General features: G+C 68.4%; 15 protein-coding genes and 1 pseudogene. 9 read left to right on the top strand and 7 right to left on the bottom strand.

Features of this window, described 5'->3' with window-relative positions:
- Positions 1-7929, top strand: a 7929-nt coding sequence (locus tag ACOJVU_RS06945) for an SDR family NAD(P)-dependent oxidoreductase (RefSeq protein WP_421529099.1), incomplete at its 5' end; no start/stop codon positions are given.
- A 245-nt stretch (positions 7930-8174) separates the two neighbouring features.
- Here ACOJVU_RS06945 and ACOJVU_RS06940 read toward each other — a convergent pair.
- Both ACOJVU_RS06940 and ACOJVU_RS06935 read right to left on the bottom strand, forming a co-directional pair.
- Entirely contained in the window at positions 8175-9293 is a 1119-nt protein-coding gene (locus ACOJVU_RS06940; RefSeq protein WP_421529098.1) for an acyl-CoA dehydrogenase family protein, read from the bottom strand.
- Between the two features lie 24 nt (positions 9294-9317).
- The gene (locus ACOJVU_RS06935) at positions 9318-10484 is read right to left on the bottom strand and encodes an acyl-CoA dehydrogenase family protein (RefSeq protein ID WP_421529097.1); all 1167 of its coding nucleotides are present in this window, start codon (positions 10482-10484) and stop codon (positions 9318-9320) included.
- Between the two features lie 194 nt (positions 10485-10678).
- Here ACOJVU_RS06935 and ACOJVU_RS06930 point away from each other — a divergent pair, with 194 nt between their 5' ends.
- From ACOJVU_RS06930 to holA, 3 genes are all read left to right on the top strand, one after another.
- Positions 10679-11509, top strand: coding sequence for a ComEA family DNA-binding protein (locus ACOJVU_RS06930; protein ID WP_421529096.1), 831 nt, complete (start codon positions 10679-10681; stop codon positions 11507-11509).
- Positions 11510-11573: 64 nt separating this feature from the next.
- Positions 11574-13121, top strand: coding sequence for a ComEC/Rec2 family competence protein (locus ACOJVU_RS06925; RefSeq protein WP_421529104.1), 1548 nt, complete (start codon positions 11574-11576; stop codon positions 13119-13121).
- 14 nt (positions 13122-13135) lie between these two features.
- Complete coding sequence (gene holA, locus ACOJVU_RS06920; RefSeq protein ID WP_421529103.1) at positions 13136-14077, top strand: DNA polymerase III subunit delta; 942 nt, start codon at positions 13136-13138, stop codon at positions 14075-14077.
- A gap of 58 nt (positions 14078-14135) precedes the next feature.
- Here the strand turns inward: holA and rpsT are convergent, their stop codons facing one another.
- A complete protein-coding gene (rpsT, locus tag ACOJVU_RS06915; RefSeq protein ID WP_421529095.1) occupies positions 14136-14396 on the bottom strand; it encodes a 30S ribosomal protein S20 in 261 nt (86 codons plus the stop codon).
- Between the two features lie 146 nt (positions 14397-14542).
- Here rpsT and ACOJVU_RS06910 point away from each other — a divergent pair, with 146 nt between their 5' ends.
- The 3 genes from ACOJVU_RS06910 to ACOJVU_RS06900 are packed head-to-tail and all read left to right on the top strand — an operon-like array spanning position 14543 to position 18026.
- The gene (locus tag ACOJVU_RS06910; RefSeq protein ID WP_421529102.1) at positions 14543-16198 is read left to right on the top strand and encodes a circularly permuted type 2 ATP-grasp protein; all 1656 of its coding nucleotides are present in this window, start codon (positions 14543-14545) and stop codon (positions 16196-16198) included.
- Complete coding sequence (locus ACOJVU_RS06905) at positions 16198-17187, top strand: alpha-E domain-containing protein (protein ID WP_421529094.1); 990 nt, start codon at positions 16198-16200, stop codon at positions 17185-17187. The genes ACOJVU_RS06910 and ACOJVU_RS06905 overlap by 1 nt, the downstream gene beginning before the upstream one ends.
- Positions 17187-18026 (top strand): transglutaminase family protein, encoded by an 840-nt coding sequence (locus tag ACOJVU_RS06900; protein WP_421529093.1) that lies wholly within the window; start codon positions 17187-17189, stop codon positions 18024-18026. Before ACOJVU_RS06905 ends, ACOJVU_RS06900 begins: the two co-directional genes overlap by 1 nt.
- Positions 18027-18061: 35 nt before the next feature.
- Here ACOJVU_RS06900 and ACOJVU_RS06895 read toward each other — a convergent pair whose 3' ends face one another.
- A complete protein-coding gene (locus ACOJVU_RS06895; RefSeq protein WP_421529101.1) occupies positions 18062-18904 on the bottom strand; it encodes a ribonuclease Z in 843 nt (280 codons plus the stop codon).
- Between the two features lie 131 nt (positions 18905-19035).
- Here ACOJVU_RS06895 and ACOJVU_RS06890 point away from each other — a divergent pair, with 131 nt between their 5' ends.
- Positions 19036-19464, top strand: coding sequence for a CBS domain-containing protein (locus tag ACOJVU_RS06890; RefSeq protein WP_421529092.1), 429 nt, complete (start codon positions 19036-19038; stop codon positions 19462-19464).
- Positions 19465-19471: 7 nt separating this feature from the next.
- On the opposite strand, the gene ACOJVU_RS06885 is transcribed toward ACOJVU_RS06890, so the two are convergent.
- Entirely contained in the window at positions 19472-20080 is a 609-nt protein-coding gene (locus ACOJVU_RS06885) for a type II toxin-antitoxin system PemK/MazF family toxin (RefSeq protein WP_421529091.1), read from the bottom strand.
- A 68-nt stretch (positions 20081-20148) separates the two neighbouring features.
- On the opposite strand from ACOJVU_RS06885, the gene lepA reads away from it, so the two are divergent.
- Positions 20149-22065, top strand: coding sequence for a translation elongation factor 4 (gene lepA, locus ACOJVU_RS06880; RefSeq protein WP_421529100.1), 1917 nt, complete (start codon positions 20149-20151; stop codon positions 22063-22065).
- A gap of 30 nt (positions 22066-22095) precedes the next feature.
- On the opposite strand, the gene ACOJVU_RS06875 is transcribed toward lepA, so the two are convergent.
- The gene (locus ACOJVU_RS06875; protein WP_421529090.1) at positions 22096-22680 is read right to left on the bottom strand and encodes a PepSY domain-containing protein; all 585 of its coding nucleotides are present in this window, start codon (positions 22678-22680) and stop codon (positions 22096-22098) included.
- A gap of 197 nt (positions 22681-22877) precedes the next feature.
- A pseudogene (locus tag ACOJVU_RS06870) lies at positions 22878-23228 on the bottom strand (glycosyl hydrolase family 15); the annotation flags it as partial.

Genomic DNA, 23228 nt, shown 5'->3' with positions numbered 1-23228 from the left:
GGCGCGCAGCGGGTCACCGACACCGACACGGTGTCACCGGTGCAGTCCTGCCTGTGGGGATTCGGTCGGGCAGCCTCGCTGGAGCATCCGCAGGTGTGGGGCGGACTGGCGGACTTGTCGGAAGGCTCGGAAGGCTCGGAAAACGCAGCCGACGAATGGTCGCGGTTGATCTCACACGTGGCATCGGCGTCGCGCAGTTCGGCCGGAGCGGAAGACCACGTGGCGCTGCGTGATCAGTCGGTGTATTTCCCACGGCTGGTTCGACGGCGTGGGCAGCCCATCGCGACACCGCCGGCGCTACGTGGCGACGCAACGTATCTGGTGACCGGAGGGCTCGGATCGATCGGTCTGGAAATCGCCGGATACCTGGCCGCGTACGGCGCTCGGCAGTTGGTGCTGACCGGCCGCCGCGGGCCCGGCGCTGCCGCGCAACAGCGCATCGATGCCATCCGCCAACAGCACGGCTGCGAAATCCGCGTCCTGGCGGCCGACGTCGCCGACGCGGGCCACGTCGCGGGCCTGTTGGCAACCGTGCAGGCCGAGCTGCCGCCGCTGGCCGGTATCGTCCATGCGGCAGGCGAGATCGGTACCACTCCGCTTCGCACGCTGGACGACGCCGAGATCGACCGGGTTTTCGCCGGGAAGGTATGGGGTGCGTGGCATTTGAGCGAAGCAGTCGCTGAGATGCAGCTGGACTTCTTCGTGAGCACCTCCTCGATCGCCTCGGTATGGGGCGGGTTCGGCCAGAGCGCCTACGGCGCGGCGAACGCCTTCCTCGACGGGCTGGCCTGGCGGCAGCGTGCGCAGGGCGTGCCGGGGATCAGCGTCAACTTCGGACCGTGGATGTCGGGGTCGGCGGGCATGGCCGACGAGGAGGCGCGGGCCCGGCTGGCTCGGCGGGGCGTCCGGACGTTGTCGCCCGCCGACGCGCTGGCGGGCATGACCGATCTCATGGCGTCTTCCCGCGCACCTGGGGCGCGACAAGGCCCCGCGCAAGGTGTCGTGGCCCGGATCGACTGGGCGCGCTTCCTGCCGCTCTACCAACAAGCGGGGAGACGTTTGTTCCTGGCCGAGCTGGAGCGGGAGTTGCCCACGCCGGCGACGGGGGTGGCGCGGTCCGCAACGTTCGCCGGGAAGACCCAGTTGGTCGAGCAGCTCACCCACGCTCCGGTGCAGCGGCGCAGGAAGCTCCTCGTGGATCACCTGCGCGAGGCGGTGGCGGAGGTGACGCGAGTCGATGCCGCCGAGATCCGCGAGGACGCCGGATTCTTCGACCTCGGCATGGATTCGCTGATGGCCATGGAGTTGCGGCAACGCATCGAGCAGGGCGTGGGCAAGGAGATACCGGCGACCCTGGCGATGGACCACCCACGCCTGTCCGATGCGGCGGACTACCTGCTCGGCGACGTGCTTGGGCTCGACGCGCAGGCATCTGCCGGTGCAGGGCCCCGGACCGCGCAGGCAGTGACGGCGCGCACCGATGAGCCGATCGCGATCGTCGCGGTGTCGTGCCGCTTCCCCGGTGCGCCCGACCCGGAAGCATTCTGGGAGGTGCTCTCCGGTGGTGTCGATGCGATCCGGGAAGTCCCGGAAGACCGATTCGACATCGACGAGTTCTACGATCCCGATCCGGAGACGCCGGGCAAGATCTACAGCCGCTTCGGCGGATTCCTCGACGCCATCGACGGATTCGACCCGGAATTCTTCGGTATCTCCCCGCGCGAGGCGGTGTGGATCGAGCCGCAGCAGCGGCTGATGCTCGAGACCGTGTGGGAGGGCCTCGAAAGGGCGGGGTACGCGCCGTCCGCACTGCGCGGCAGCCGAACCGGCGTCTTCGTCGGGGTCGGCGCCAACGAGTATGCGCATCTGCTGTCCGCCGAGTCGGTCGAAAAACTCGAGCCCTACTTCATCACCGGCAATGCGCTCAATGCTGTCTCGGGCCGGGTCGCCTTCGCGCTCGGGCTGGAAGGTCCGGCGGTCGCGGTCGATACCGCGTGCAGCTCGTCGTTGGTGGCCGTTCATCAGGCCTGCCAGGCATTGCACTCCGGCGACTGTGATCTGGCGCTGGCCGGTGGGGTGAACGTCTTGCTGAGCCCGGTGACCATCATCGCCGCCTCGCGCGCCAGGATGCTGTCCCCCGTTGGGCGGTGCAAGACCTTCGACGCCTCCGCCGACGGCTATGTGCGCAGCGAAGGCTGCGGGATCCTGGTCCTCAAGAGACTGAGCGATGCTCAGCGCGACGGCGACCGGGTCTGCGCGGTCATCCCCAGCAGTGCGGTCAATCAAGACGGCGCCTCCAGCGGTTTGACGGTACCGAACGGGGGCGCACAGCAACGGCTTATCGCCGCGGCGCTGGCTCGTGCCGGTCTGGCCGGCGGGGAGGTCGACTACCTCGAGGCGCACGGGACCGGAACCCCGCTCGGCGATCCGATCGAGGTGCAGGCGGCCGGAGCCGTCTACGGCGCCAACCGTGACGCGGACCGCCCGCTGCGGATCGGATCGGTGAAAACCAACATCGGCCACCTCGAGGCGGCGTCGGGCGCCGCCGGTCTGATCAAGGTCGTGTTGTCGCTGCAGCACGAAGTGCTGCCGCCGAGCCTGCACTTCGAGACGCCGTCGCCGCATATCCCGTGGGATTCGCTGCCGGTGCGTGTCGTGGACAAGGCCACTCCGTGGCAGGCCAACGGCCGGCCGCGCCGCGCTGGCATAAGTTCCTTCGGGTTCACCGGCACGAACGCACACGTTCTGATCGAGGAGGCGCCGGCACAGCCGGCGACCGCCGACGAATACTCGTCAGGCGACATCGCGGTAGCGGAGGCAGGCGTTCAAGACGAGTCCGTCGGCGTGCTGCCGCTGTCCGCCCGTTCGCCACAGGCGCTGCTGGAGTTGGCGCAGCGATATGCCGTCTGGTTGGACGCGCATCCAAAGGCCGACATCGCTGACGTGTGCTTCACCGCCGGGGTGGGACGTTCGCATTTCGAACACCGTGCCGCGCTCGTCGTGGATTCGGTTCAGGACGCCCGCGACCTGCTGGCCGAGCTGGCCGAGAACCGCACACGACCGGGAGTGATGCGCGGCGAGTGCGCGGACCCGCCGACGACGGCATGGTTGTTCACCGGCCAGGGCAGCCAGCACCCGGGCATGGCACGCGAGTTGTTCGACGCTGAGCCGGTTTTCGCAGACACCGTGACACGGTGTGCGGAAGCGGTCGACGGGCTGCTGCCGCGCCCGTTGCTGGAGGTGCTGTTCGCCACCGACCGCGATACCGGAGGTCAAGCCGGAGAGACACTGCGGGACACCGTGTTTGCTCAACCGGCGCTGTTCGCCGTCGAGATGGGCCTGGCCCGGCTGTGGCAGTCGTGGGGCATCGAGCCCGACGTGGTGCTGGGGCACAGCGTGGGCCAGTATGCGGCGGCGTGTGTGGCCGGGGTGTTCGGTCTCGAGGACGGGGCACGGCTGACGGCCGAGCGCGGCCGGCTGTTCGGCAGTCTGCCCGCCGGTGGGCGAATGGTGGCGGTGTTCGCCGACGCCAAGTACGTCGAGGACATCGCCGGCGCGTTTCGCCGGGTGTCGGTCGCCGCCTACAACGGCGCCAACACGGTGCTGTCGGGCCGGAGCGCGGATCTCGAACAGATCGTCGCCAGGGTCGGCGAAGACGGGGTCCGGTGCACCTGGCTGGAGACCAGCCACGCCTTCCATTCGGAGTTGCTGGAGCCGGTGCTCGATGAATTCGAGACGTACGCGAGGTGTTTGGAGTTCGCCGTGCCGACGTTGCCGCTGGTCTGCAACCGCACCGGCGCCGTGCTCACGCCGGAAACCCCTTTGGAGGCCCAGTATTGGCGCCGGCATTCCCGCCAGCCGGTGCAGTTCGCCGAGAGCGTACGAACCATAGCGGCGCTGGGCTGCTCGGTGTTGATGGAGATCGGTCCGCAGCCGGTTCTGACCGGCGCCGCGGTGCAGATCTGGCCCGAACACCTGGCCGCGCCGCGTGCGATCGTTTCGCTGCGCAAGGGCGTCGATGACCGGCGCCAGATCGCCGAAGCGTTGGCCGGGGCGTACGTCAGCGGCCATCGGCCCACGTTCGCCGCGCTGCATCGTCGGCCTCGCCGCAGACTGGAGCTGCCCACTTATGCTTTCCAGCGTCGTCGCTTCTGGCCCAAGACGTCCGGCCTTCCCGCCGGGTGGGCCGGCCTCGAGGGCCCTGGCGCCACCGGATCCGGAATCCTGGGTAGTGCAAAAGAGCTCGCCTCCGGCGACTCCGTCTACACCAGCCGGCTGTCGGTCAAGTCGCAACCCTGGCTCTCCGATCACGTCATCTACGGCACGGTCGTCGTTCCGGGGGCTACCTATGCGGCGATGGCACTGGCCGCCGTCGGGCCACCGGCGCGGGTGAAAGATGTCTTTTTCTATGAGCCGATCATCCTGCCCGAGAAGAGTTCTCGGGAAGTCCAGCTGACCTTGCATCCGTTGGAGGGCGGCGTGCCGAACGGGGGCGCCTTCAGCTTCCGCGTGCACAGTCGCCCCTACGGTGTCCGCGACGCCGAATGGTCGTTGAACGCCGACGGCACGGTGAGCTCCGGTGTCACCGTAACCGACGGCGAATCGGCGCCGGATCCTGCGGACCCCGCGGAATCCCTTGCCGCGGAAATCGAGCAGATGCAACGCCTGCGGCCGCAGCAGCTCTTCGAGACCTTCGCCGACATGGAGCTGGCGTGGGGGCCCAACTGGTCCGGTTCCCTCAAGTCACTGTGGGTCGGTGAGGGTGAGGCGATAGGTGACGTCACCGTCGGCGAAGAACTGGCCGAGCAGCTCGGAACGGAGCCGATCCATCCGGTGCTGCTCGACCTGTGCACCGGGGTCGCCTTCCCGGCGTTCCCGGCGCTTCTCGCGGCCGAACAAGGGGTGAACGACCTCTTCCTGCCGCTGCGGTACGGACGGGTGGAGGTGGTGCAGAAGATGCCGCGGCGGTTCTACTGCCGCGCGAGGTGGCACACGAGCGCCCTCGACAGTGAAACACAGGTCTTCGATCTCGACTTCGTCGATCGGGATGACCGCCGCCTCGGCGGGATTCGCGAGTTCACGGTCAAACGCGCGCCCCGGGAAGCGTTGTTGCGCGGGCTCGGCGGCGACGCCACCCGGTTGATGTACACCCTCGGCTGGCACGAGGTGCCGCGGCCGGCGTCGATCAGTGATACCGAGGGCGCCGGGAGCGTGATCGGCACCTGGCTGGTTTCCGGATTCGACGAGCTGGCGGCCAGGCTGCCGGGCTGTATCTCTCTCGATCGGACCATCGATCCCGAGCCTGTGGGCCAGCTACTGACCCAGGCGAACGAGCGCGGTGTGCCGTTCTCCGGCATCGTCTGGCGCAGCGCCGGACCGCGTGCGGGGGAGTCGATCGCCGAGTCAGCCGCGCGGCTGGAGACCGAGATCGCCCACCTGCTCAGCGCCGTTCACGCCGTAGGGGCCGATGCCGCGGTCACACTGCCCTATGGGCTGTGGATCGTCACCGAACGGGCCGTGGCGACCGAATCCGGCGAGCACGTCGACCCGGTGCAAGCAGCACTGTGGGGGCTCGGACGCACGATCGTCAACGAGGAACCGGTCCTGCGCTGCAGGCTGGTCGATTGCGACGGTTCGACGGAGGCCGTGCATTCGCTGGCGGGTCTTCTCGCTGCGCCGATTGACGAACCGGAACTCGCGCTGCGGCAAGGCAAGTTCTTGGCGTCGCGGCTACTGCAATGGTCGCGCAGCGGTCGTCTCGCGGTCCCGCGGGCAAGCGATTACGCGCTGGCACCCGCCGAACGCGGCGCGATCGACAACCTGCGTCTGATCGAGTCGGACGTGCCGCCGCCGGACGACGGCTTTGTGCAGGTCCGGGTCGAGGCAGCCGGTCTGAACTTCCGGGACGTGCTCAATGTGCTGGGCTTGTATCCGGGCGACCCGGGCCCGATCGGCGGTGACTTCGCAGGTGTCGTCACCCAGCTGGGCGGTGGCGTCACCGGGCTCGAGGTCGGCCAACGCGTATACGGCTTCATGCAGGGCGCGTTCGCCAGCCGGTTCAATGTCCCGGCCCAGTTGCTGGCCCCGATTCCCGCCCGCGTGAAAGCGGTGGAAGCGGCGACCATTCCCGCCGCGGCCTTGACGGCCCGGCTCGCGTTCGACTGGGCACAGTTGAAGCCGGGCGACCGGGTGCTGATTCACGCCGCCAGCGGTGGCGTGGGACTGGCCGCCATCCAGATGGCGCAGCAGCACGGTGCGATCGTCTTCGCCACCGCCAGCACCTACAAACGTGCGACGCTGCGCAAACTGGGCGTGGAATACGTCTATGATTCGCGCAGTACGGATTTCGCCGACCAGATCCTCGCGGATACGGGCGGCGCCGGCGTCGACGTCGTGCTCAACAGCCTCACCAACGAGGGGTTCGTCGAAGCGACCGTAAGGGCCACCGCTCAGAACGGTCGATTCGCGGAGATCGCCAAACGTGACATCTGGACTCCGGAACAGATGGCGGCGACGCGTCCCGACATCGCCTACGAGATCGTGGCGTTGGACACGGTGACTTTCCAAGAGCCCGAGCGTATCCGCGGTCTGCTGGGTGAGGTGTCGGATGGTTTGGCGAGTGGCGAATGGACGCCACTGCCCGCCGAGATCTATCCGCTGACGGAGGCAAAGACGGCGTTTCGCCGGATGCAGCAGGCGCGGCACATCGGAAAAATCGTGCTGCAAATGCCGAGTCCACTACAACCGCGACGTGATCGGACCTATCTGATCACCGGTGGGCTGGGTGCGATCGGCCTGCACGCGGCGGCCTATCTGGCCCAGCTCGGTGCCGGTGACATCGTCTTGACCAGCCGGCGCGCCCCTGGTCCTGAAGCGCAACGGGAAATCGACGACATCACCGAGCGCTACCGGTGCCGCATCCATACCTTCGGGGCCGATGTCGGCGACGAGGCCCAGGTCGCGAAGCTGCTGGAGCGCATCCGCGCGGAGTTGCCGCCGCTGGCGGGAGTGGTGCATCTGGCGGGCGTGCTCGACGACGCGCTGCTGTCCCGACAGAATATCGAGCGCTTCCGGACGACCCTGGCGCCCAAGGCGTTCGGTGCGTGCTATGTGGACGCGCTGACGAAGGGCGACGATCTCGACTTCTTCATCGTGTCCTCCTCGGTGTCCAGCCTGCTCGGTACACCCGGCCAGGCCAACTACTCGACCGCCAACGCGATGCTCGACGGGCTGGTCGCGGAACGAAGGGCGCAGGGCTTTCCGGCGACTGGACTCAACTTCGGTCCCTGGGCCAAGGGTGGCATGGCCTCGTCAGAGGCTGCACGCGCCAATATCGTCGCGCAAGGCTTGGTTCCCATGGAACCCAAGGCCGCCCTGAACGCCTTGGCGGAGGTGGTCGCCAACGGTGCCGGGCAGGCGACGGTCATCATGGCCAACTGGCAGCGCGCTGCGAAAGTGCTGGGCGGCTCGCGTCCACCGATTCTCGACCTGGTGTTACCGAGTGCCGTCACGGAGCCGACCGGCGACAGCGAGTTGCTCCGGCAACTGCAGGAAATACCGGCGGCTCAGCGCGCCGGTTTCATCACCGAATTCCTGCAGCGGGAGGTTCAGGGCTTCCTACGGCTCGCGCAACCGCCCGCGGACACCAGCAGGTTCCTGGACTTGGGCACGGACTCGCTGATGGCGGTCGAACTCCGAAACCGGTTGCACAGCCAGTTCGGCGGCGCGTTCACGATCAACGCCACCGCGGTGTTCGACTATCCGACCATCGGGGCGCTCGCCGAGTACCTGGCCGCTCAGCTGCCTGACTCGGAACCACAGTCGGGTGGGGCGAAATCGGGTGCGGCGCCCCAGCCAGAACCCGTCGCGTCCCCGGAAACAGGTCCGGAATCGGGTCCAGGATCCGCTGCGGCGGCCGACTCCATTTAGTCGCGCGTCGTCATTTAGTCGCGCGTCGTCATTTCGTCGCGCGTCGTCGATTCGTCGACATTGTGCCGGCAGCGCTCAGCCCCGTGTACCCCGCGACGGTGCGCGTCGCAGTGTCCGACGCCTCTTCGCGTCCTCGGGCATCGTCGCGATCCCCCGCGCCTGTGCGAATAAAAGAGGCTGGTCGGGGCGGGTGCCGGTGCCCGCCGCACGGGGCGAGGCAACGTTCTCCGACAGCCCGGCTGTGGCTAAAGCCTTGCCAGCTCGTAGTCCGCGATGTGGCCGATCAGCACATGCAGGTGGTCGCCCGAGGATCCCAGGGTTTGCTCGATCGCGGTGAGCCGGGCCGCGTAGTGCGCGACCGGGTACTCCGCGGTCACTCCGATGCCGCCGTGCATCTGGATCGACTCCTGCGCGATGTGCCGGCCCGAGCGGCCGATCTGCAGCTTGGCCCGCGAGGCGATGACCGGGTCGAGGTTGCCGTCGGCGATCGACATCGCGGCGTACAGGCTCATGCTGCGGGCCATTTCCAGCGAGACGTACATGTCGGCGGCCCGCTGGGTCAGCGCCTGGAATTTGCTGAGTGTGACGCCGAACTGTTTGCGGGTCTTGAGGTAGTCCGTGGTCAGCCGCAGCGCTTCCTCCATTGCACCGACCGCTTCGGCGCACAATCCCGACTGGATGCGGATCACCGCGTCACGGATGGCGACCGACGCGTCGGCCCCATCCCCCAGGGGTTCGGCAGGTACGGAGTCCAGGTCGACCTGTGCGCCGCGCTGTCCGTCGAAGGTGCGGTAGGGATGGCGGGTGACGGAGGCGTTTTTTGACGTCGCGTCGACCAGGAACAGCCCGGTTCCGCCGTCTGGAAGCGCGGCGCTGACCACCAGTATGTCGGCGCAGTCGCCGGCCAGCACCGGGTTCTTCCGTCCGCTCACAGTCCACGAATCTCCCTGCCGCGCAGCCTTGGTGGTCAACTGGGCAGACGGTGTGCGCTGACCCGGCTCGCGGTGGGCGAAGGCTAACAGAACCTGTCCGCTCGCGACGTCGTCGAGCAGCTGCTGCCGCTGCGGGCCGCCCAGCGCGGCGACCAAGGCGCCGGGCCCCAGCGCGGCGTGCAGTACCGGTTCGGGCGCAAGCCGGCGGCCAACCTCGTTGAGCACCACCATGATCTCGATCTGGCCCGCCTCGTCCGGGTCTAACCCCAGGCCCAGGATCCCGGTGTCGGCCAGCTGACTCCAGACGTCGCGGCTCCAGCCGAGATCGGAGCCGATGACCTTGTTGCGGCTCTCCGCGTCGTAGGTGCGCGCCAGCAGGTCGCGCGTGGTGTCTCGGAGCAGTGCCTGCTCTTCGCTCAATTGAAAGTCCATGGTTGCCTCACAATCCCAAAATTTTCACAAACCCAAAATGGTGGACGCGATGATGTTGCGCTGCACTTCGCTGCTCCCGCCGTAGATCGACGTCTTGCGGTAGTTGAGGTAATGCGGCGCGCTCTGTTGCGCCCAGGCCGGCGACGAGATGTCGCTGACATCCGGGCTGTTGGCCGGCAGCGCATCGGCCCCGGCCACCTCGACCAGCAATTCGGTGGCCAGCTGCTGCAACTGGCTGCCGCGCAGCTTGAGCACCGACGACGCCGGATTCGGCTTGCCGCCGGAAGAATCCGACACCACCCGCGACTGCGTGAGTTCCAGTGCGAGGAGCTCGTTTTCGGCCTCGGCCAGCCGGGCCGCGAACAGCGGGTCGTCGAGGATCCCGGTCTGCGCGGCGTACCTCTTCACCTCGGCCAGACGTACCTTGGTGCGCCCCACCCCGGCGATGCCCGTGCGCTCGTTGCCCAGCAGGAATTTCGCGTAGGTCCAGCCCTGGTTCTCCTCTCCGACAAGCTGGTTGGCGGGAACCCGGACGTCGGAGAAGAACAGCTCGTTGACCTCTTGGCCGCCGTCGATCGTCGTGATCGGCCGCACGGTGATGCCCGGCGTCTTCATGTCGAAGAGCAGGAACGAAATGCCTGCTTGGCGTTTGGGCGCGTTCGGATCGGTGCGCACCAGGCAGAAGATCCAGTCCGCGTACTGGCCCAGAGTCGTCCAGGTCTTCTGGCCGTTGACGATGTAGCTGTCGCCGTCGCGGACGGCGGTTGTGCGCAGCGACGCCAGGTCCGAACCGGCCTCCGGCTCGGAGAAACCCTGGCACCACCAGATGTCCAGGCTGGCCGTCGGCGGCAAAAACCTCTTCTTGATCTCCTCGGAACCGAATTCGGCGATCACCGGGCCCACCATCTTGGTGTTGAAGTTCAGCGGCTCCGGGACGCTCGCCAGCTGCATCTCGTCGGCCCAGATCTGGTGCTGGGTGGGCGTCCAGTCCTTGCCGCCCCACTCGACGGGCCAGTTCGGCACCGCCAGCCCGTGCTCGTGCAGGATCTTGTGACTGGTGACGACGTCGCCGGGCACCGACGTCGAACCCTCCCGCATCCGGTCGCGCAGCTCCTGCGGGATCTTCGTCGTGTAGAACGTGCGAAGTTCGTCGCGGAACGCGGCTTCCTCCGGTGTGAGCGCCAATTGCATGGCAGCCTCCTGTTCTCTAGGGGAACGTGGCGACCCGCGGCGGAGTGGGTTTTCCCGATCAAGGTCGTTCGCTTGGCTTACATCTTTACCTATCGGGTGCGAGTGTTGTCCACAGCGTCGGATTAATCCACAAATTCGCCCGGTGACGAGCTTATCGGGGGTGTTTGGGCGCCCGACGCGCCTACGGTCGTCGCATGCGCACAGACTTCCCCGCCGAGCGACTGCATCGACGACTCGCCCCCGACCCGCACGCGGAATCGGGGGACGAGTCCGCTGAGGAACCAGATTCATTGCTGCCGCGGTGGCTTCCCGAGGCGTCGCCCGGTCCGAGCTGGTTGGCCAGGGTGCGCGCCGATCCGGGCAGGGCCGGTGCCATCGCGTTGGCGGCCGTGGCGGCGCTTGCCGTCCTGGTCACCGTGTTCACCTTGCTGCGTGACCGGGCCGCGCCCGTGATGTCGGCCAAGCTGCCCCCGGTGGAGAAGGTGTCCTCGTCGAGTCCCCGGCCGTCGGCGAGCCCGGGCGCCGGCGAACCGGCAGAAGCCGATCACTCGGTGGTGGTCAGCGTGGTCGGCCTGGTGCATACGCCCGGGCTGGTCACTTTGGCGCCGGGCGCGCGTATCGCGGATGCGCTGCAGGCCGCCGGCGGTGCGGTGGCCGGTGCCGACACCATCGGGCTGAACATGGCTCGCCCACTGGACGACGGCGAACAGATCGTGGTGGGGCTGGCGCCTGCTCCGGGGCGGCCGGCGGGGCTGGGCAGCTCAGTGACCGCCGGCCCGGTGCCGGCCCGGGGGGCAGCGCCGGTATCGGGATCGGCGAAGCCGAAGCCGGGTAAGGTGCTCGACCTCAACGCCGCAACCGTGGAGCAGTTCGACACCCTCCCCGGGGTCGGGCCGGTCACCGCCGCCGCGATCGTGGCGTGGCGACAGGCCAACGGCAAGTTCACCAGCGTCGACCAGCTCGCCGACGTCGACGGTATCGGCCCGGCGCGGCTGGAGAAGCTGCGTGCCCTGGTCCGCGTCTGACCCGCCCGGGCCCCGGTCACCCACCTGCGGCGAGCCGGCGCCGGCGCGCGTCGATGTCCGCCTGGTGCCGGCTGCGCTCACCGGCTGGGTGGTGACCGCCGCGGGGATCGTGTGGCCGGTGGGCCGGGCCCTGGCGTGGTGCTGCATCGCGTTGCTCGCGGCCTCGGGCGTGCTGGCCTGCTATGCGGCGGGCCGTTCCGGCGAGCATTCCCGCCTGCGGGCGGTCGGCGCCGGGATTTTCGCCGTCGCGGTCGTGGGCGCCGGATTCGGCCTCGCGATCGCCCTGCGTTGCGATGCATTGGGCCGCCACCCGATTACCGCCGCGTTCGGGACGACGGCCCCGGTGACGGTCATCCCCACCGAGAGCCCGGTGGCGCTGTCTGGTGGACGGCTGATGTTCCGTGCTGGCCTGGCGCGCTTGCGGGCCGACGAAATATCCGGCCGTGTAGTCGTTTTCGCGCGATCCTCCGACTTCGACGACCTGATGGTGGGCCAGCCGGTGCGGTTCGTCGCCCGGATCAGCCGGCCGGCTCGCCACGACTTGACCGTCGCGGTGCTCAACGCCGCGGGCCGGCCGGCCGTGGGCACCGCCGGTGCGGTGCAGCGGGTGGCTCACACGGTGCGCAGGCGCTTCGCTGCCGCTGCCCGCGACGCGCTGCCGGCCGCCCAGGGTGCGATGTTGCCAGCGCTCGTCCTCGGCGACACCGCGGCGATGACTGCCCAGGTAGGCCGCGAGTTTCGCGCGGCGGGAATGACGCATCTGACGGCGGTGTCCGGGGCCAACGTCACCATCGTGTGTGCGGCGGTGCTGGTGTCGGCGCGGTTGGTCGGGCCGCGCGCGGCGGTCGCGCTCGCCGCGGTCGCACTGGTCGCTTTCGTCGTCGTCGTACAGCCGACTGCGAGCGTGCTGAGGGCGGCGGTGATGGGAGCGATCACACTGGCGGGCATGCTGTCGTCGCGCCGGCGGCAGGCGATCCCGGCGCTGGCCGCCACGGTGTTGGTGCTCGTGGCCGTCGCGCCCCAGCTGGCCGTCGACGTGGGGTTCGCGCTGTCGGTACTGGCGACGGCCGCGCTGGTGGTGATCGCGCCGGCCTGGTCGCGGAGCCTGGTCGCCAGAGGCTGGCCCCGGCCGGCCGCGGATGCATTCGCGGTTGCCTGGGCCGCCCACGCGGTGACCGCCCCGCTGGTGGCCGGTATCTCGGGGCGGGTAAGCCTGGTCGCTGCCGTGGCCAACCTCGCGGTGGCACCCGTGGTCCCTCCGATCACGTTGCTGGGCAGCGCCGGGGCCGTGCTGGACCCGTTGTGGCCGGCCGGCGCGCGACTGCTGATCCGTTTCACCGGGCCCGAGCTGTGGTGGGTTCTGGGCGTGGCGCGGTGGGCGGCCGCGGTGCCCGCGGCCACCGCGCGCGTGCCGTCGGGCGCGGCGGGAGTTCTGCTGGTCGGCGGTGTCACGCTGGTGCTGCTGGTCGCGGTCGTGCGGCTGGGGCGGCGGCGCCGGTTTGGCACGGCGTTCGGCTACGCCGTTGGGCTCCTCATCCTGTGTCTGCTGGCCTGGTCGCTGTCGGGACTGGTCGGTTCCTCGTCAGAATCCCGTGACACCATCGTGGGATGAGCGAGGATTCATCGTTGCACCTGGTCTTGGGAGACGAGGATCTTCTGGTCGAGCGGGCCGTGGCCGACGTGCTGCGGGCGGCGCGCACGCGGGCCGGCACCAATGACGTTCCGGTCAACCGGATGCGGGCCGGTGAGGTCAGTACCTACGAGCTCGCCGAGCTGCTCAGCCCGTCGCTTTTCGCCGACGAGCGCATCGTCGTGCTCGAGTCCGCCGCCGACGCCGGAAAGGAAGCAGTCGGGGTGATCGCCTCGGCCGCCGCCGATCTCCCGGCCGGCATCGTGCTGGTGGTGGTGCATTCCGGTGGGGGGCGCGCCAAGGCGCTGGCCAAGGAACTGCAGTCGCTCGGCGCCACGGTGCATCCCTGCGCGCGGACCACCAAGGCCGCCGAACGCGGCGACTTCGTCCGCAAGGAGTTTCGTGCCCTGCACGTCAAGGTCGACCAGCCGACGGTGACTGCGCTGCTGGACGCCGTCGGGTCCGATCTCCGCGAGTTGGCATCGGCCTGTTCGCAGCTGGTCTCCGACACCGGCGGGCTCGTTGACGCGACGGCGGTGCGGCGCTACCACAGCGGCAAGGCCGAGGTGAAGGGGTTCGACATCGCGGACAAGGCCGTGGCAGGCGACGTCACGGGGGCCGCCGAGGCGCTGCGGTGGGCGATGATGCGGGGCGAGCCGCTGGTGGTGCTCGCCGACGCGCTCGCCGAGGCCGTGCACGCCATCGGCCGGGTGGGGCCGCTGTCGGGCGATCCCTATCGCTTGGCGGCGCAGCTGGGGATGCCGCCGTGGCGGGTGCAGAAAGCCCAGAAACAAGCGCGGCGCTGGTCCCGAGATACGGTGGCGACCGCGCTGAAACTGGTGGCGGTGCTCAATGCCGACGTCAAGGGGGCCGCAGCGGATGCCGAGTACGCGCTGGAGGCCGCTGTCAGGCGGGTTGCCGAGCTCGTGGCCGACTGAGCTCCGCCGACAGAGCAGACAGACCAGGCAGGGTGGCCGGTGGCTGTTCGGGCGCGTCTCAGATTTTGTTGAGGACGCGGGCCAGCGCCGACTTCCGGTTGGCCGCCTGGTTCTTGTGAATCACGCCCTTGCCGGCCGCTTTGTCCAGTTTGCGGTTGGTCTCCACGAGCAGTTCGGCGGCTTTGTCCTTGTCGCCGGTGTGGGCGGCCTCACGGAAGGCGCGGACGGCGGTGCGCAGCGAGGACTTCACCGACTTGTTGCGCAGCCGGGCGCGCTCGTTGGTGCGGTTGCGCTTCTGCTGCGACTTGATGTTGGCCACGCCTGAGTTTCCTTCTTCTTTGATTCGGTGGTTGCTGGGGACCGGCATCCGATATCCCCCGGCGGCGACTGCCCAGGTTATCAGTCGGTTACGTTTTTACCCAAAATGGGAACCCTCGACCCGCCATGACGTCAATTTGGGGCAGCATCGGACATGTGAAATCCGCGAATGAGCTCGATGAAACCGGCCACGGTCTGCGCGATCTGTCACGCGCCGGGCGCATCTTCGGTGGTTACGGCACGTCGGAGTCCTATGCGATGGCCTTCGACGAGATGTTCGACGCCCAAGGCGCCGTCCGCGGCCCCTACAAGGGCATCTACGCCGAACTCGCACCGGCGGATGCCTCGGATCTTCAGGCCCGTGCCGAAGCGCTGGCCCGCGCGTTCATCGACCAAGGCATCACGTTCTCCCTGTCCGGGCAGGAGCGGCCCTTCCCGCTCGACCTGGTTCCGCGGGTGATCTCGACCGCCGAGTGGAGCAAGCTGGAGCGCGGCATCATCCAGCGGGTGAAGGCACTCGAGATGTATCTCGACGACATCTACGGCGATCAGGAAATCCTGAACGACGGCGTGATCCCGCGCAGCCTGATCACCTCCTGCGAGCATTTCCACCGCCAGGCCGTGGGGATCGTCCCACCCAACGGCGTGCGCATCCACGTCGCCGGCATCGACCTGATCCGCGACGACAAGGGCATTTTCAGAGTACTGGAGGACAATCTGCGCTCGCCGTCAGGCGTGTCGTATGTGATGGAGAACCGCCGCACCATGGCTCGCGTCTTCCCGAACCTGTTCGCCACCCATCGGGTGCGTGCCGTCGACGATTACGCCTCGCACCTGCTGCGTGCGCTGCGCAATTCCGCGGCCACCAACGAGGCGGATCCCACCGTCGTCGTCCTCACTCCCGGAGTCCGCAACTCGGCGTACTTCGAGCATTCGCTGCTGGCCCGGCAGATGGGCGTGGAGCTGGTCGAGGGGCGAGATCTGTTCTGCCGGGACAACCAGGTGTACCTGCGCACCACCGGGGGAGAGCGTCAGGTCGACGTCGTCTACCGGCGCATCGACGACGTGTTCCTCGACCCGCTGCAGTTCCGCGCCGATTCCTTGCTGGGGGTGGCCGGCCTGGTCAACGCAGCCCGCGCCGGTAATGTCGTGATCTCCAGTGCGATCGGCAACGGTGTCGGCGACGACAAGCTCGTCTTCACCTACGTGCCGACGATGATCGAGTACTACCTGGGCGAGAAGCCGCTGCTGGCCAATGTGGAGACACTGCGGTGCTGGCTCGACGACGAACGCCAGGAGGTGCTGGACCGGATCGATGAATTGGTGCTCAAGCCGGTCGAAGGGTCGGGTGGCTACGGGATCGTGTTCGGTCCGGAGGCCTCTGCCAAGGAATTGGCAGCCGTCGCCAAAAAGATCCGCGACGATCCGCGCAGCTGGATCGCACAACCGATGATGGAGCTGTCGACCGTGCCGACCCGGGTTGGTGATGCCCTGGCTCCGCGTTACGTCGACTTGCGGCCGTTCGCCGTCAACGACGGCGACGACGTGTGGGTGCTGCCGGGTGGATTGACCCGGGTGGCCCTGGTCGAGGGGTCGCGGGTGGTCAACTCCAGCCAGGGTGGCGGATCCAAGGACACCTGGGTCCTGGCGCCGCGCGCGTCTGGCGCCGAGCGCGAACTCGGCGCCGCCGAGGTGGTGCGCTCGCTACCGGACCCGGCGCCCGACGGCCGCGGGAAGCGGCGGCGAAGCCAAGACGAGCAACCGCGACACAAACAGCGCCAACGCGCGGAGGCGACCCGCTGATGCTGGCCCGCAACGCCGAGGCGCTGTACTGGATCGGCCGATACGTCGAGCGGGCCGACGATACCGCGCGGATCCTCGATGTCGCCCTGCATCAACTGCTCGAGGACTCCAGTGTCGATCCCGATCACACGTCGCGGCTGTTGTTGCGAGTGCTGGGCATCGATCCGCCTGACCACGATCTCGACGTCTGGTCGCTGACCGAGCTGGTCGCCTACAGCAGCGACCTTACGGGGGGATCCTCGATCGTCGACGCGATCACGGCTGCGCGCGAGAACGCGAAGTCGGCGCGCGAAGTGACATCGAGTGAGATCTGGGAGTGCCTGAACACCACATATCACGCCCTGAGTGAGCGGCGGCGTGCGGCAAAAAACCTTGGGCCGCACGAGTTTTTGTCGTTCATCGAGGGTCGGGCGGCGATGTTCGCCGGGTTGGCTGATTCGACGCTATCCCGTGACGACGGGTACCGGTTCATGCTGGTGGGCCGGGCCATCGAGCGGGTCGACATGACGGTGCGACTGCTGCTGTCGCGGGTCGGTGACAGCGCCTCGTCGCCGGCCTGGGTGACGTTGTTGCGTTCGGCGGGTGCCCACGACACCTATCTGCGCACCTACCGTGGGGCGCTGGACGCGGGGCGCGTGGTCGAGTTCATGTTGCTCGACCGGCTGTTCCCTCGTTCGGTGTTCTTCTCGCTGCGGCTGGCCGAACACAACCTGGAGGAGTTGCTGCACAATCCGCAGAGCCGGGTCGGATTGACCATCGAACCGCAGCGACTGCTCGGCCAAGCCCGCAGCGAGTTGGAGTTCGTGCAGCCCGGCGTGCTGCTCGAATCCTTGGACACGCGTTTGGCGAGCCTGCAGCAAACCTGCCATGACGTCGGGGAAGCGCTGGCGCTGCAGTACTTTCACATCACGCCGTGGGTGGCGTGGTCTGATGCCGGCCACAATGGCCGGTTGGATGGCCGGTTGGTCGACAAGTCGGGGGAGGCCTGATGTGGCGGTTGCGGCTGGTGCACACCATGGGCTATGCCTACCAAGCGCCGGTGACCGCGTCGTACAACGAAGCGCGGCTGACCCCGCGGTCGAACAGCAGACAGAACGTGGTCCTCAACCGCGTCGAAACCGTTCCGGCCAGCCGGTGCTACCGCTACATCGACTACTGGGGCACCGCCGTCACGGCGTTTGACCTGCACGCCCCGCACGTCGACCTGACGGTGATGTCATCCTCGGTCGTCGAGACGGAGGCGCAGCAGTCGCCGGTCGGCGACGCCAACTGGAGCGACCTGCGTTCCGGGGCGGTGATCGACCGGTTCGACGAGCTGCTGCGACCGACCCCGCACACCCCGCCTGGAAAGCGCCTCGGGGCGGTGGGCAGGAAGATCGCGAAAAATCACGAGCCCGCCGACGCCGTCGTGGCCGCGGCCGAGTGGGTGCGGGGCGCGCTCGAATACCTGCCGGGTGCCACCAGCGTTCATTCGTCGGGGTTGGATGCGCTCGGCGAGGGCAGAGGGGTGTGCCAGGACTTCGTGCACCTGTCACTGATGCTGCTGCGCAGCATGGGGATTCCGGGGCGTTACGTGTCCGGTTACCTGCACCCCAAGCGCGACGCGGTCGTGGGGGACACCGTGGACGGGCGCAGCCACGCCTGGATCGAGGCTTGGACAGGTGACTGGTGGAGTTTTGACCCCACCAGCGGTACCGAGATCAACGAGCAATACGTCAGCGTGGGTGCGGGGCGAGACTACGCCGACGTCGCCCCGCTGAAAGGCATCTACTCCGGCGAGGGGGCGACCGACCTCGACGTCATCGTGGAGGTCACCCGCCTGGCCTGACGGTGCGGTGGCCGGGGTGTCCGCGTGAACCGCGCTCACAAGGGTCCGCCGATCTCCACCCGGTGCGGGTCCTCGCCGAGCTCGATCCGGCCACCGAACTCGCCGGCGGCCAGCGCCCGCCACTGCTCCCGCTGGCCGGGCACCAGCGCCGGCACGTAGTGCGTCATCACCAGGGTGCCCACGCCGGCGCGGGCCGCCGCCGCCGCGGCCTCCTGCACCGAGGAGTGGTAGTCGCAGATGTCCTGCAGCCGCTGCTGGGGGATGTTGACGACGATGTCCTTGCGGATCACGGTGTGCACCAGGGCATCGGCCCCGGCGGCCAGCCCGTCGAGGCCGGCACAGGGCACCGTATCCCCGGCGAGAACCACTGCGGCGCCGCCAAATTCGATGCGGAACCCGATGGTCGGTGCCACCGGGCGGTGATCGGTCGGGGCGACTCGGACCGATACGACGGCCCGCTCCCACACCGGGCCGTCGGTGTGCTCGTGGACCTGTACCGACGGTGGCGCGTTGAGGTCGCCGTGATGAGCGATCCGGTAGTCGATATCGTGCCGGAACGCCTGCAGTGTCGCCTCGACCGTTTCGGCGGTGCCGGGCGGCCCGATGATCGGCAGCGGCGTCGGATCGGGCGCGAAGGTGCTGATCCAACGGGTGATGGGGACGTCGCCGAGGTCGCTGGTGTGGTCGCTGTGCAGGTGGGTGAGCAGCAGCACCGACAACGCGGCGGCCCCCACCCCGACCGCCGCCGCGCGCTGCAGCACCCCGCGCCCGCGGTCCACCAGCACAACCTGGCCGCCCGCCCGCACCAGGGTGGACGGACCGGCGCGGTTCGGGTCGGGGATGGGGCTGCCGGTTCCCAGCAGCGTGATCTCGATCATGGCGTCATCTTTGGGCCGCACGCGCGTACAGTGCCCGATCGCCGCTTCCGGGCCGCGGTCGTGGACGCGTGACCTGGCGCTCGGGACGCGGTAACCTGACGAGATCCAAATCACCCTCGGTGGGAGGCCAGATGCGCATCGCGGACGTCTTGAAGAACAAGGGGGCGGCGGTGGTGACGATCAACCCCGATGCGACGGTCCACGAGCTTCTGGCGGGTCTGGCGGAAGGGAATATCGGCGCCATGGTGGTGGTCGACGCGCAGGGCGTCGTCGGCATCGTCTCGGAGCGCGATGTGGTGCGCCAACTGCACGCGCACGGCGCCAGCGTACTGTCGCGCCCGGTGTCCAAGGTCATGACGTCCGCGGTCGCCACGTGCACGAAGGCCGACACGGTCGACACGGTCAGCGTGCTGATGACCAAGCACCGGGTGCGCCACGTGCCCGTGCTCGACGGCACGAGGCTGGTCGGCATCGTCAGCATCGGCGACGTCGTCAAGACGCGGATGGAAGAGCTCGAGGCCCAGCAGCAGCAACTGCATTCCTACATCACGCAGGGATGATGGCCGTCTAACGCCAGGCGTAGTCCGCGCGCAGCCGCGCGGCCACCAGGTCGAAAGTCTCACGCTCCAGCATCGCGCCCTCGCGGCGGATGCCTTCCTCGGGAACGTCGAGCACCCGGTCCAACCGAACCCAGTTTTTCCTGGCCCCGTCGTCCCAGCTCCCCGCCCCGATCCCGACCCAGTCCGGGTCGGTGGCAGGGCGCTCCTGGGCGGACACCATCAACCCCAGCAGTGCATCGCGGTCGCGGCCCACGATGAGTACCGGCCGGTCCGTGCCGCGGGTGGGATCGTCCTCGTCGACCACCCACGTCCACACGATCTCCCCGGGATCGGCGCGGCCGTCCAGGGCGGGGGCATAGACCAGCTCGCGGGCCCGCTGCACGGTGGGGAAACTGTTGCTGGTCACCGGCCGGCCCGCGGTGATCGAGGCCGGTGGCGGCGGCGCAACCGCCGCGATGACGTTGGCGGTGATCGTGAGTGCCTGCTGGATTTCCCGCAGGACGGTCTGGGAGTTCCCCAGGTGCCGGGCCAGCCGCGGAGCCCCGGTGGCGACGAGGGTCACGGCGAAGCGCTGGACAGTTTTCCACTGCTCCCGGTGCTTCCGGGTAGAAGCCATGGTGTGAATCATAGACGCGCACGGCCGAGCCCGACCGCGTCCAAGTGTGTCCGGGGCCCGCCGCGTAGATACCCTGGACGTGCCCGCGGAGCGGGCCAGCGCACCCCCGAACATCGGCACACCAGGAGATTCCCATCAGCAGCTTCGCCGACAAGACCTTCACCGCGCCGGCGCAGATCAGGAATTTCTGCATCATCGCCCACATCGACCACGGCAAGTCCACGCTTGCCGACCGCATGCTGCAGCTCACCGGTGTCGTCGACGAACGCTCGATGCGCGCCCAGTATCTGGACCGCATGGACATCGAGCGGGAACGTGGGATCACCATCAAGGCACAGAACGTGCGGTTGCCGTGGACAATATCGGGAGGTGACACCCCCGAAGACAATTACGTCCTGCACCTGATCGACACCCCCGGCCACGTCGACTTCACCTACGAGGTGTCGCGCGCGCTGGAAGCCTGCGAGGGGGCCGTGCTGCTGGTCGACGCCGCCCAGGGCATCGAGGCGCAGACGTTGGCCAACCTGTACCTGGCCTTGGACCGCGATCTGACGATCATCCCGGTGCTCAACAAGATCGACCTGCCGGCCGCCGACCCCGACCGTTACGCCGGGGAGATCGCGCACATCATCGGATGCGAGCCCGACGACGTGCTGCGGGTGTCCGGCAAGACCGGCGAGGGGGTGGCGCAGCTACTCGACGAGGTGGTCCGCCAGGTGCCGCCGCCGCAGGGCGACGCCGACGCGCCCACCCGCGCGATGATCTTCGATTCGGTCTATGACATCTACCGCGGCGTGGTGACCTACGTGCGGGTGGTGGACGGCAAAATCGTTCCGCGCGAACGCATCCTGATGATGTCAACCCACGCGACCCACGAGTTGCTCGAGGTCGGCATCGTCTCGCCCGAACCCAAGCCCAGCGAGGGCCTCGGCGTGGGAGAGGTGGGTTACCTGATCACCGGCGTGAAGGACGTCCGCCAGTCCAAGGTCGGCGACACCGTGACGACGGCGCGCCACGGTGCGACCGAGGCGCTGACGGGCTACCGCGAACCCCGCCCGATGGTCTATTCCGGGCTGTACCCCGTGGACGGCTCGGACTATCCCGACCTGCGCGACGCCCTGGACAAGCTCCAGCTCAACGACGCGGCGCTGACATATGAGCCGGAAACGTCGGTGGCCCTGGGCTTCGGTTTCCGGTGCGGCTTTTTGGGCCTGCTGCACATGGAGATCACCCGCGAACGCCTCGAGCGCGAGTTCGACCTGGACCTGATCTCGACATCGCCGAACGTCGTGTACCGGGTGGCCAAGGAGGATGGGACCGAGATCGTCGTCACCAACCCATCGGACTGGCCGGAGGGCAAGGTCTGCGCGGTCTACGAGCCCGTGGTCAAGACCACCATCATCGCGCCCAGCGAGTTCATCGGCACCATCATGGAGCTGTGCCAGTCCCGCCGCGGCGAGCTGGGCGGCATGGACTACCTGTCGCCCGAGCGGGTGGAGCTGCGTTACACCATGCCGCTGGGGGAGATCATCTTCGACTTCTTCGACTCACTGAAGTCACGCACCCGCGGGTACGCCAGCCTGGACTACGAAGAGGCCGGCGAGCAGGAGGCTGACCTGGTCAAGGTCGACATCCTGCTGCAGGGCGAGACCGTCGACGCGTTCTCGGCGATCGTCCACAGAGACGGGGCTTCGGCCTACGGCAGCAAGATGACCACCAAGCTCAAGGAGCTGATCCCGCGCCAGCAGTTCGAGGTCCCGGTACAGGCGGCGATCGGCTCGAAAATCATTGCGCGCGAGAATATCCGCGCGATCCGCAAAGACGTGCTCTCCAAGTGCTACGGCGGCGACATCACCCGCAAGCGCAAACTTCTGGAAAAGCAGAAGGAGGGCAAGAAGCGGATGAAGACCATCGGGCGGGTGGAAGTGCCGCAGGAGGCATTCGTCGCGGCGTTGTCCACCGGCGACGAGAAGGCGAAGAAGTAAGCCGCACAGGGTGTTCGGCGGCGACCGCCGCTAGACCTGTTTGTTCGCGATGACGTCCCCGGACGCCGCGTTGAGCGTGACCTTGTGCTCGACGATGTAGGTGTCCCAGACGTCGGCTTCCCACACGGTGGTGCCGTTGGTCTCGGCGAGCTGCATCTCGGTGATCGAACCGTTGGGCACCGTGGCCAGGAACTTCTCGACGGCCGTGCGGTAGTTCAGAGTCGCGGCCTGCACCAGGGCGCGGTTCTGGGCCTTGTCGGCGTCGCTCCGGTTCTTCGGGGTCGGGCCGACCAGGATCGTGACGCCGTCCGAGGACACGTCCATCGACTGCTCGGTGCCGTCGGCGGTGACGACGTGGACCCGCCAGCTCCCGGCCTCCTGGGTCCTGATCGACGTCAGCGTGCCGCCGGGCACCTTTGTGACGGCGAGGGCGCCGACCTCCAGCAACGTCTGCGGGTCGGGGGGAGCCGACGGCCGCGACCAGTGCGAACCCGCCGAGGTGCTGGTCCCCGACGTCGCGGCGGGCTTGCCGCCCTGACCACACCCGGCCAGGGCGGCGATCGCCAGAAGGAGGAATGCGGTCAGGATCCAGGGTCGACGCGTCGCGGCAGGCACTGCCGCATGGTATCGCGGCGCGCGAGTCCGTTGTGCGCGGGCGGGCCGTGCACCCGGGCGTCGGGGCCACACGGTCTGTTCACATGGGCGCGTTGGCGGGCAGGAACATCCCCGAACCGTCGGCCTCCTCCTCGGCGCGGATCACGTGGACAACCGCGTTGATCAGCGCCAGGTGGGTGAACGCCTGCGGGAAGTTGCCAGCTCAGCGCGACGAACACGTCGTCGCCCTCCTTCATCCGGGTGCGCGCACGAGCTTCCCGGCCCTCCAGGCCGATGCGCAGGTTGGTCGTCAGCCGCAGGGTGGGGTGGTCGTCGGGCTGCTTGGCGGCGCGGGCGACGGCCTCGCCATACGCGTTGGCCGAATACGCCCACGTCACCCCGGTGCGGTGGTAGTCGAAGGCCGGCTCGCAGCTCACCATCAGCTCGACGGTGCCGCTGACGCAGCGCACAGTGCGCAGCAGGATGTGCTCGGCGTCCCAGTCCATCGGGGTGCGCCGATGCGTCCGCGAACGGCGCTCGATGTCGTGCCAGGGGCCCATCACCAGCGC

The sequence above is a fragment of the Mycobacterium sp. THU-M104 genome (assembly GCF_049197365.1).
In the GTDB taxonomy this organism is placed as follows: domain Bacteria; phylum Actinomycetota; class Actinomycetes; order Mycobacteriales; family Mycobacteriaceae; genus Mycobacterium.
This window is presented reverse-complemented; position numbering and strand designations above follow the sequence as displayed.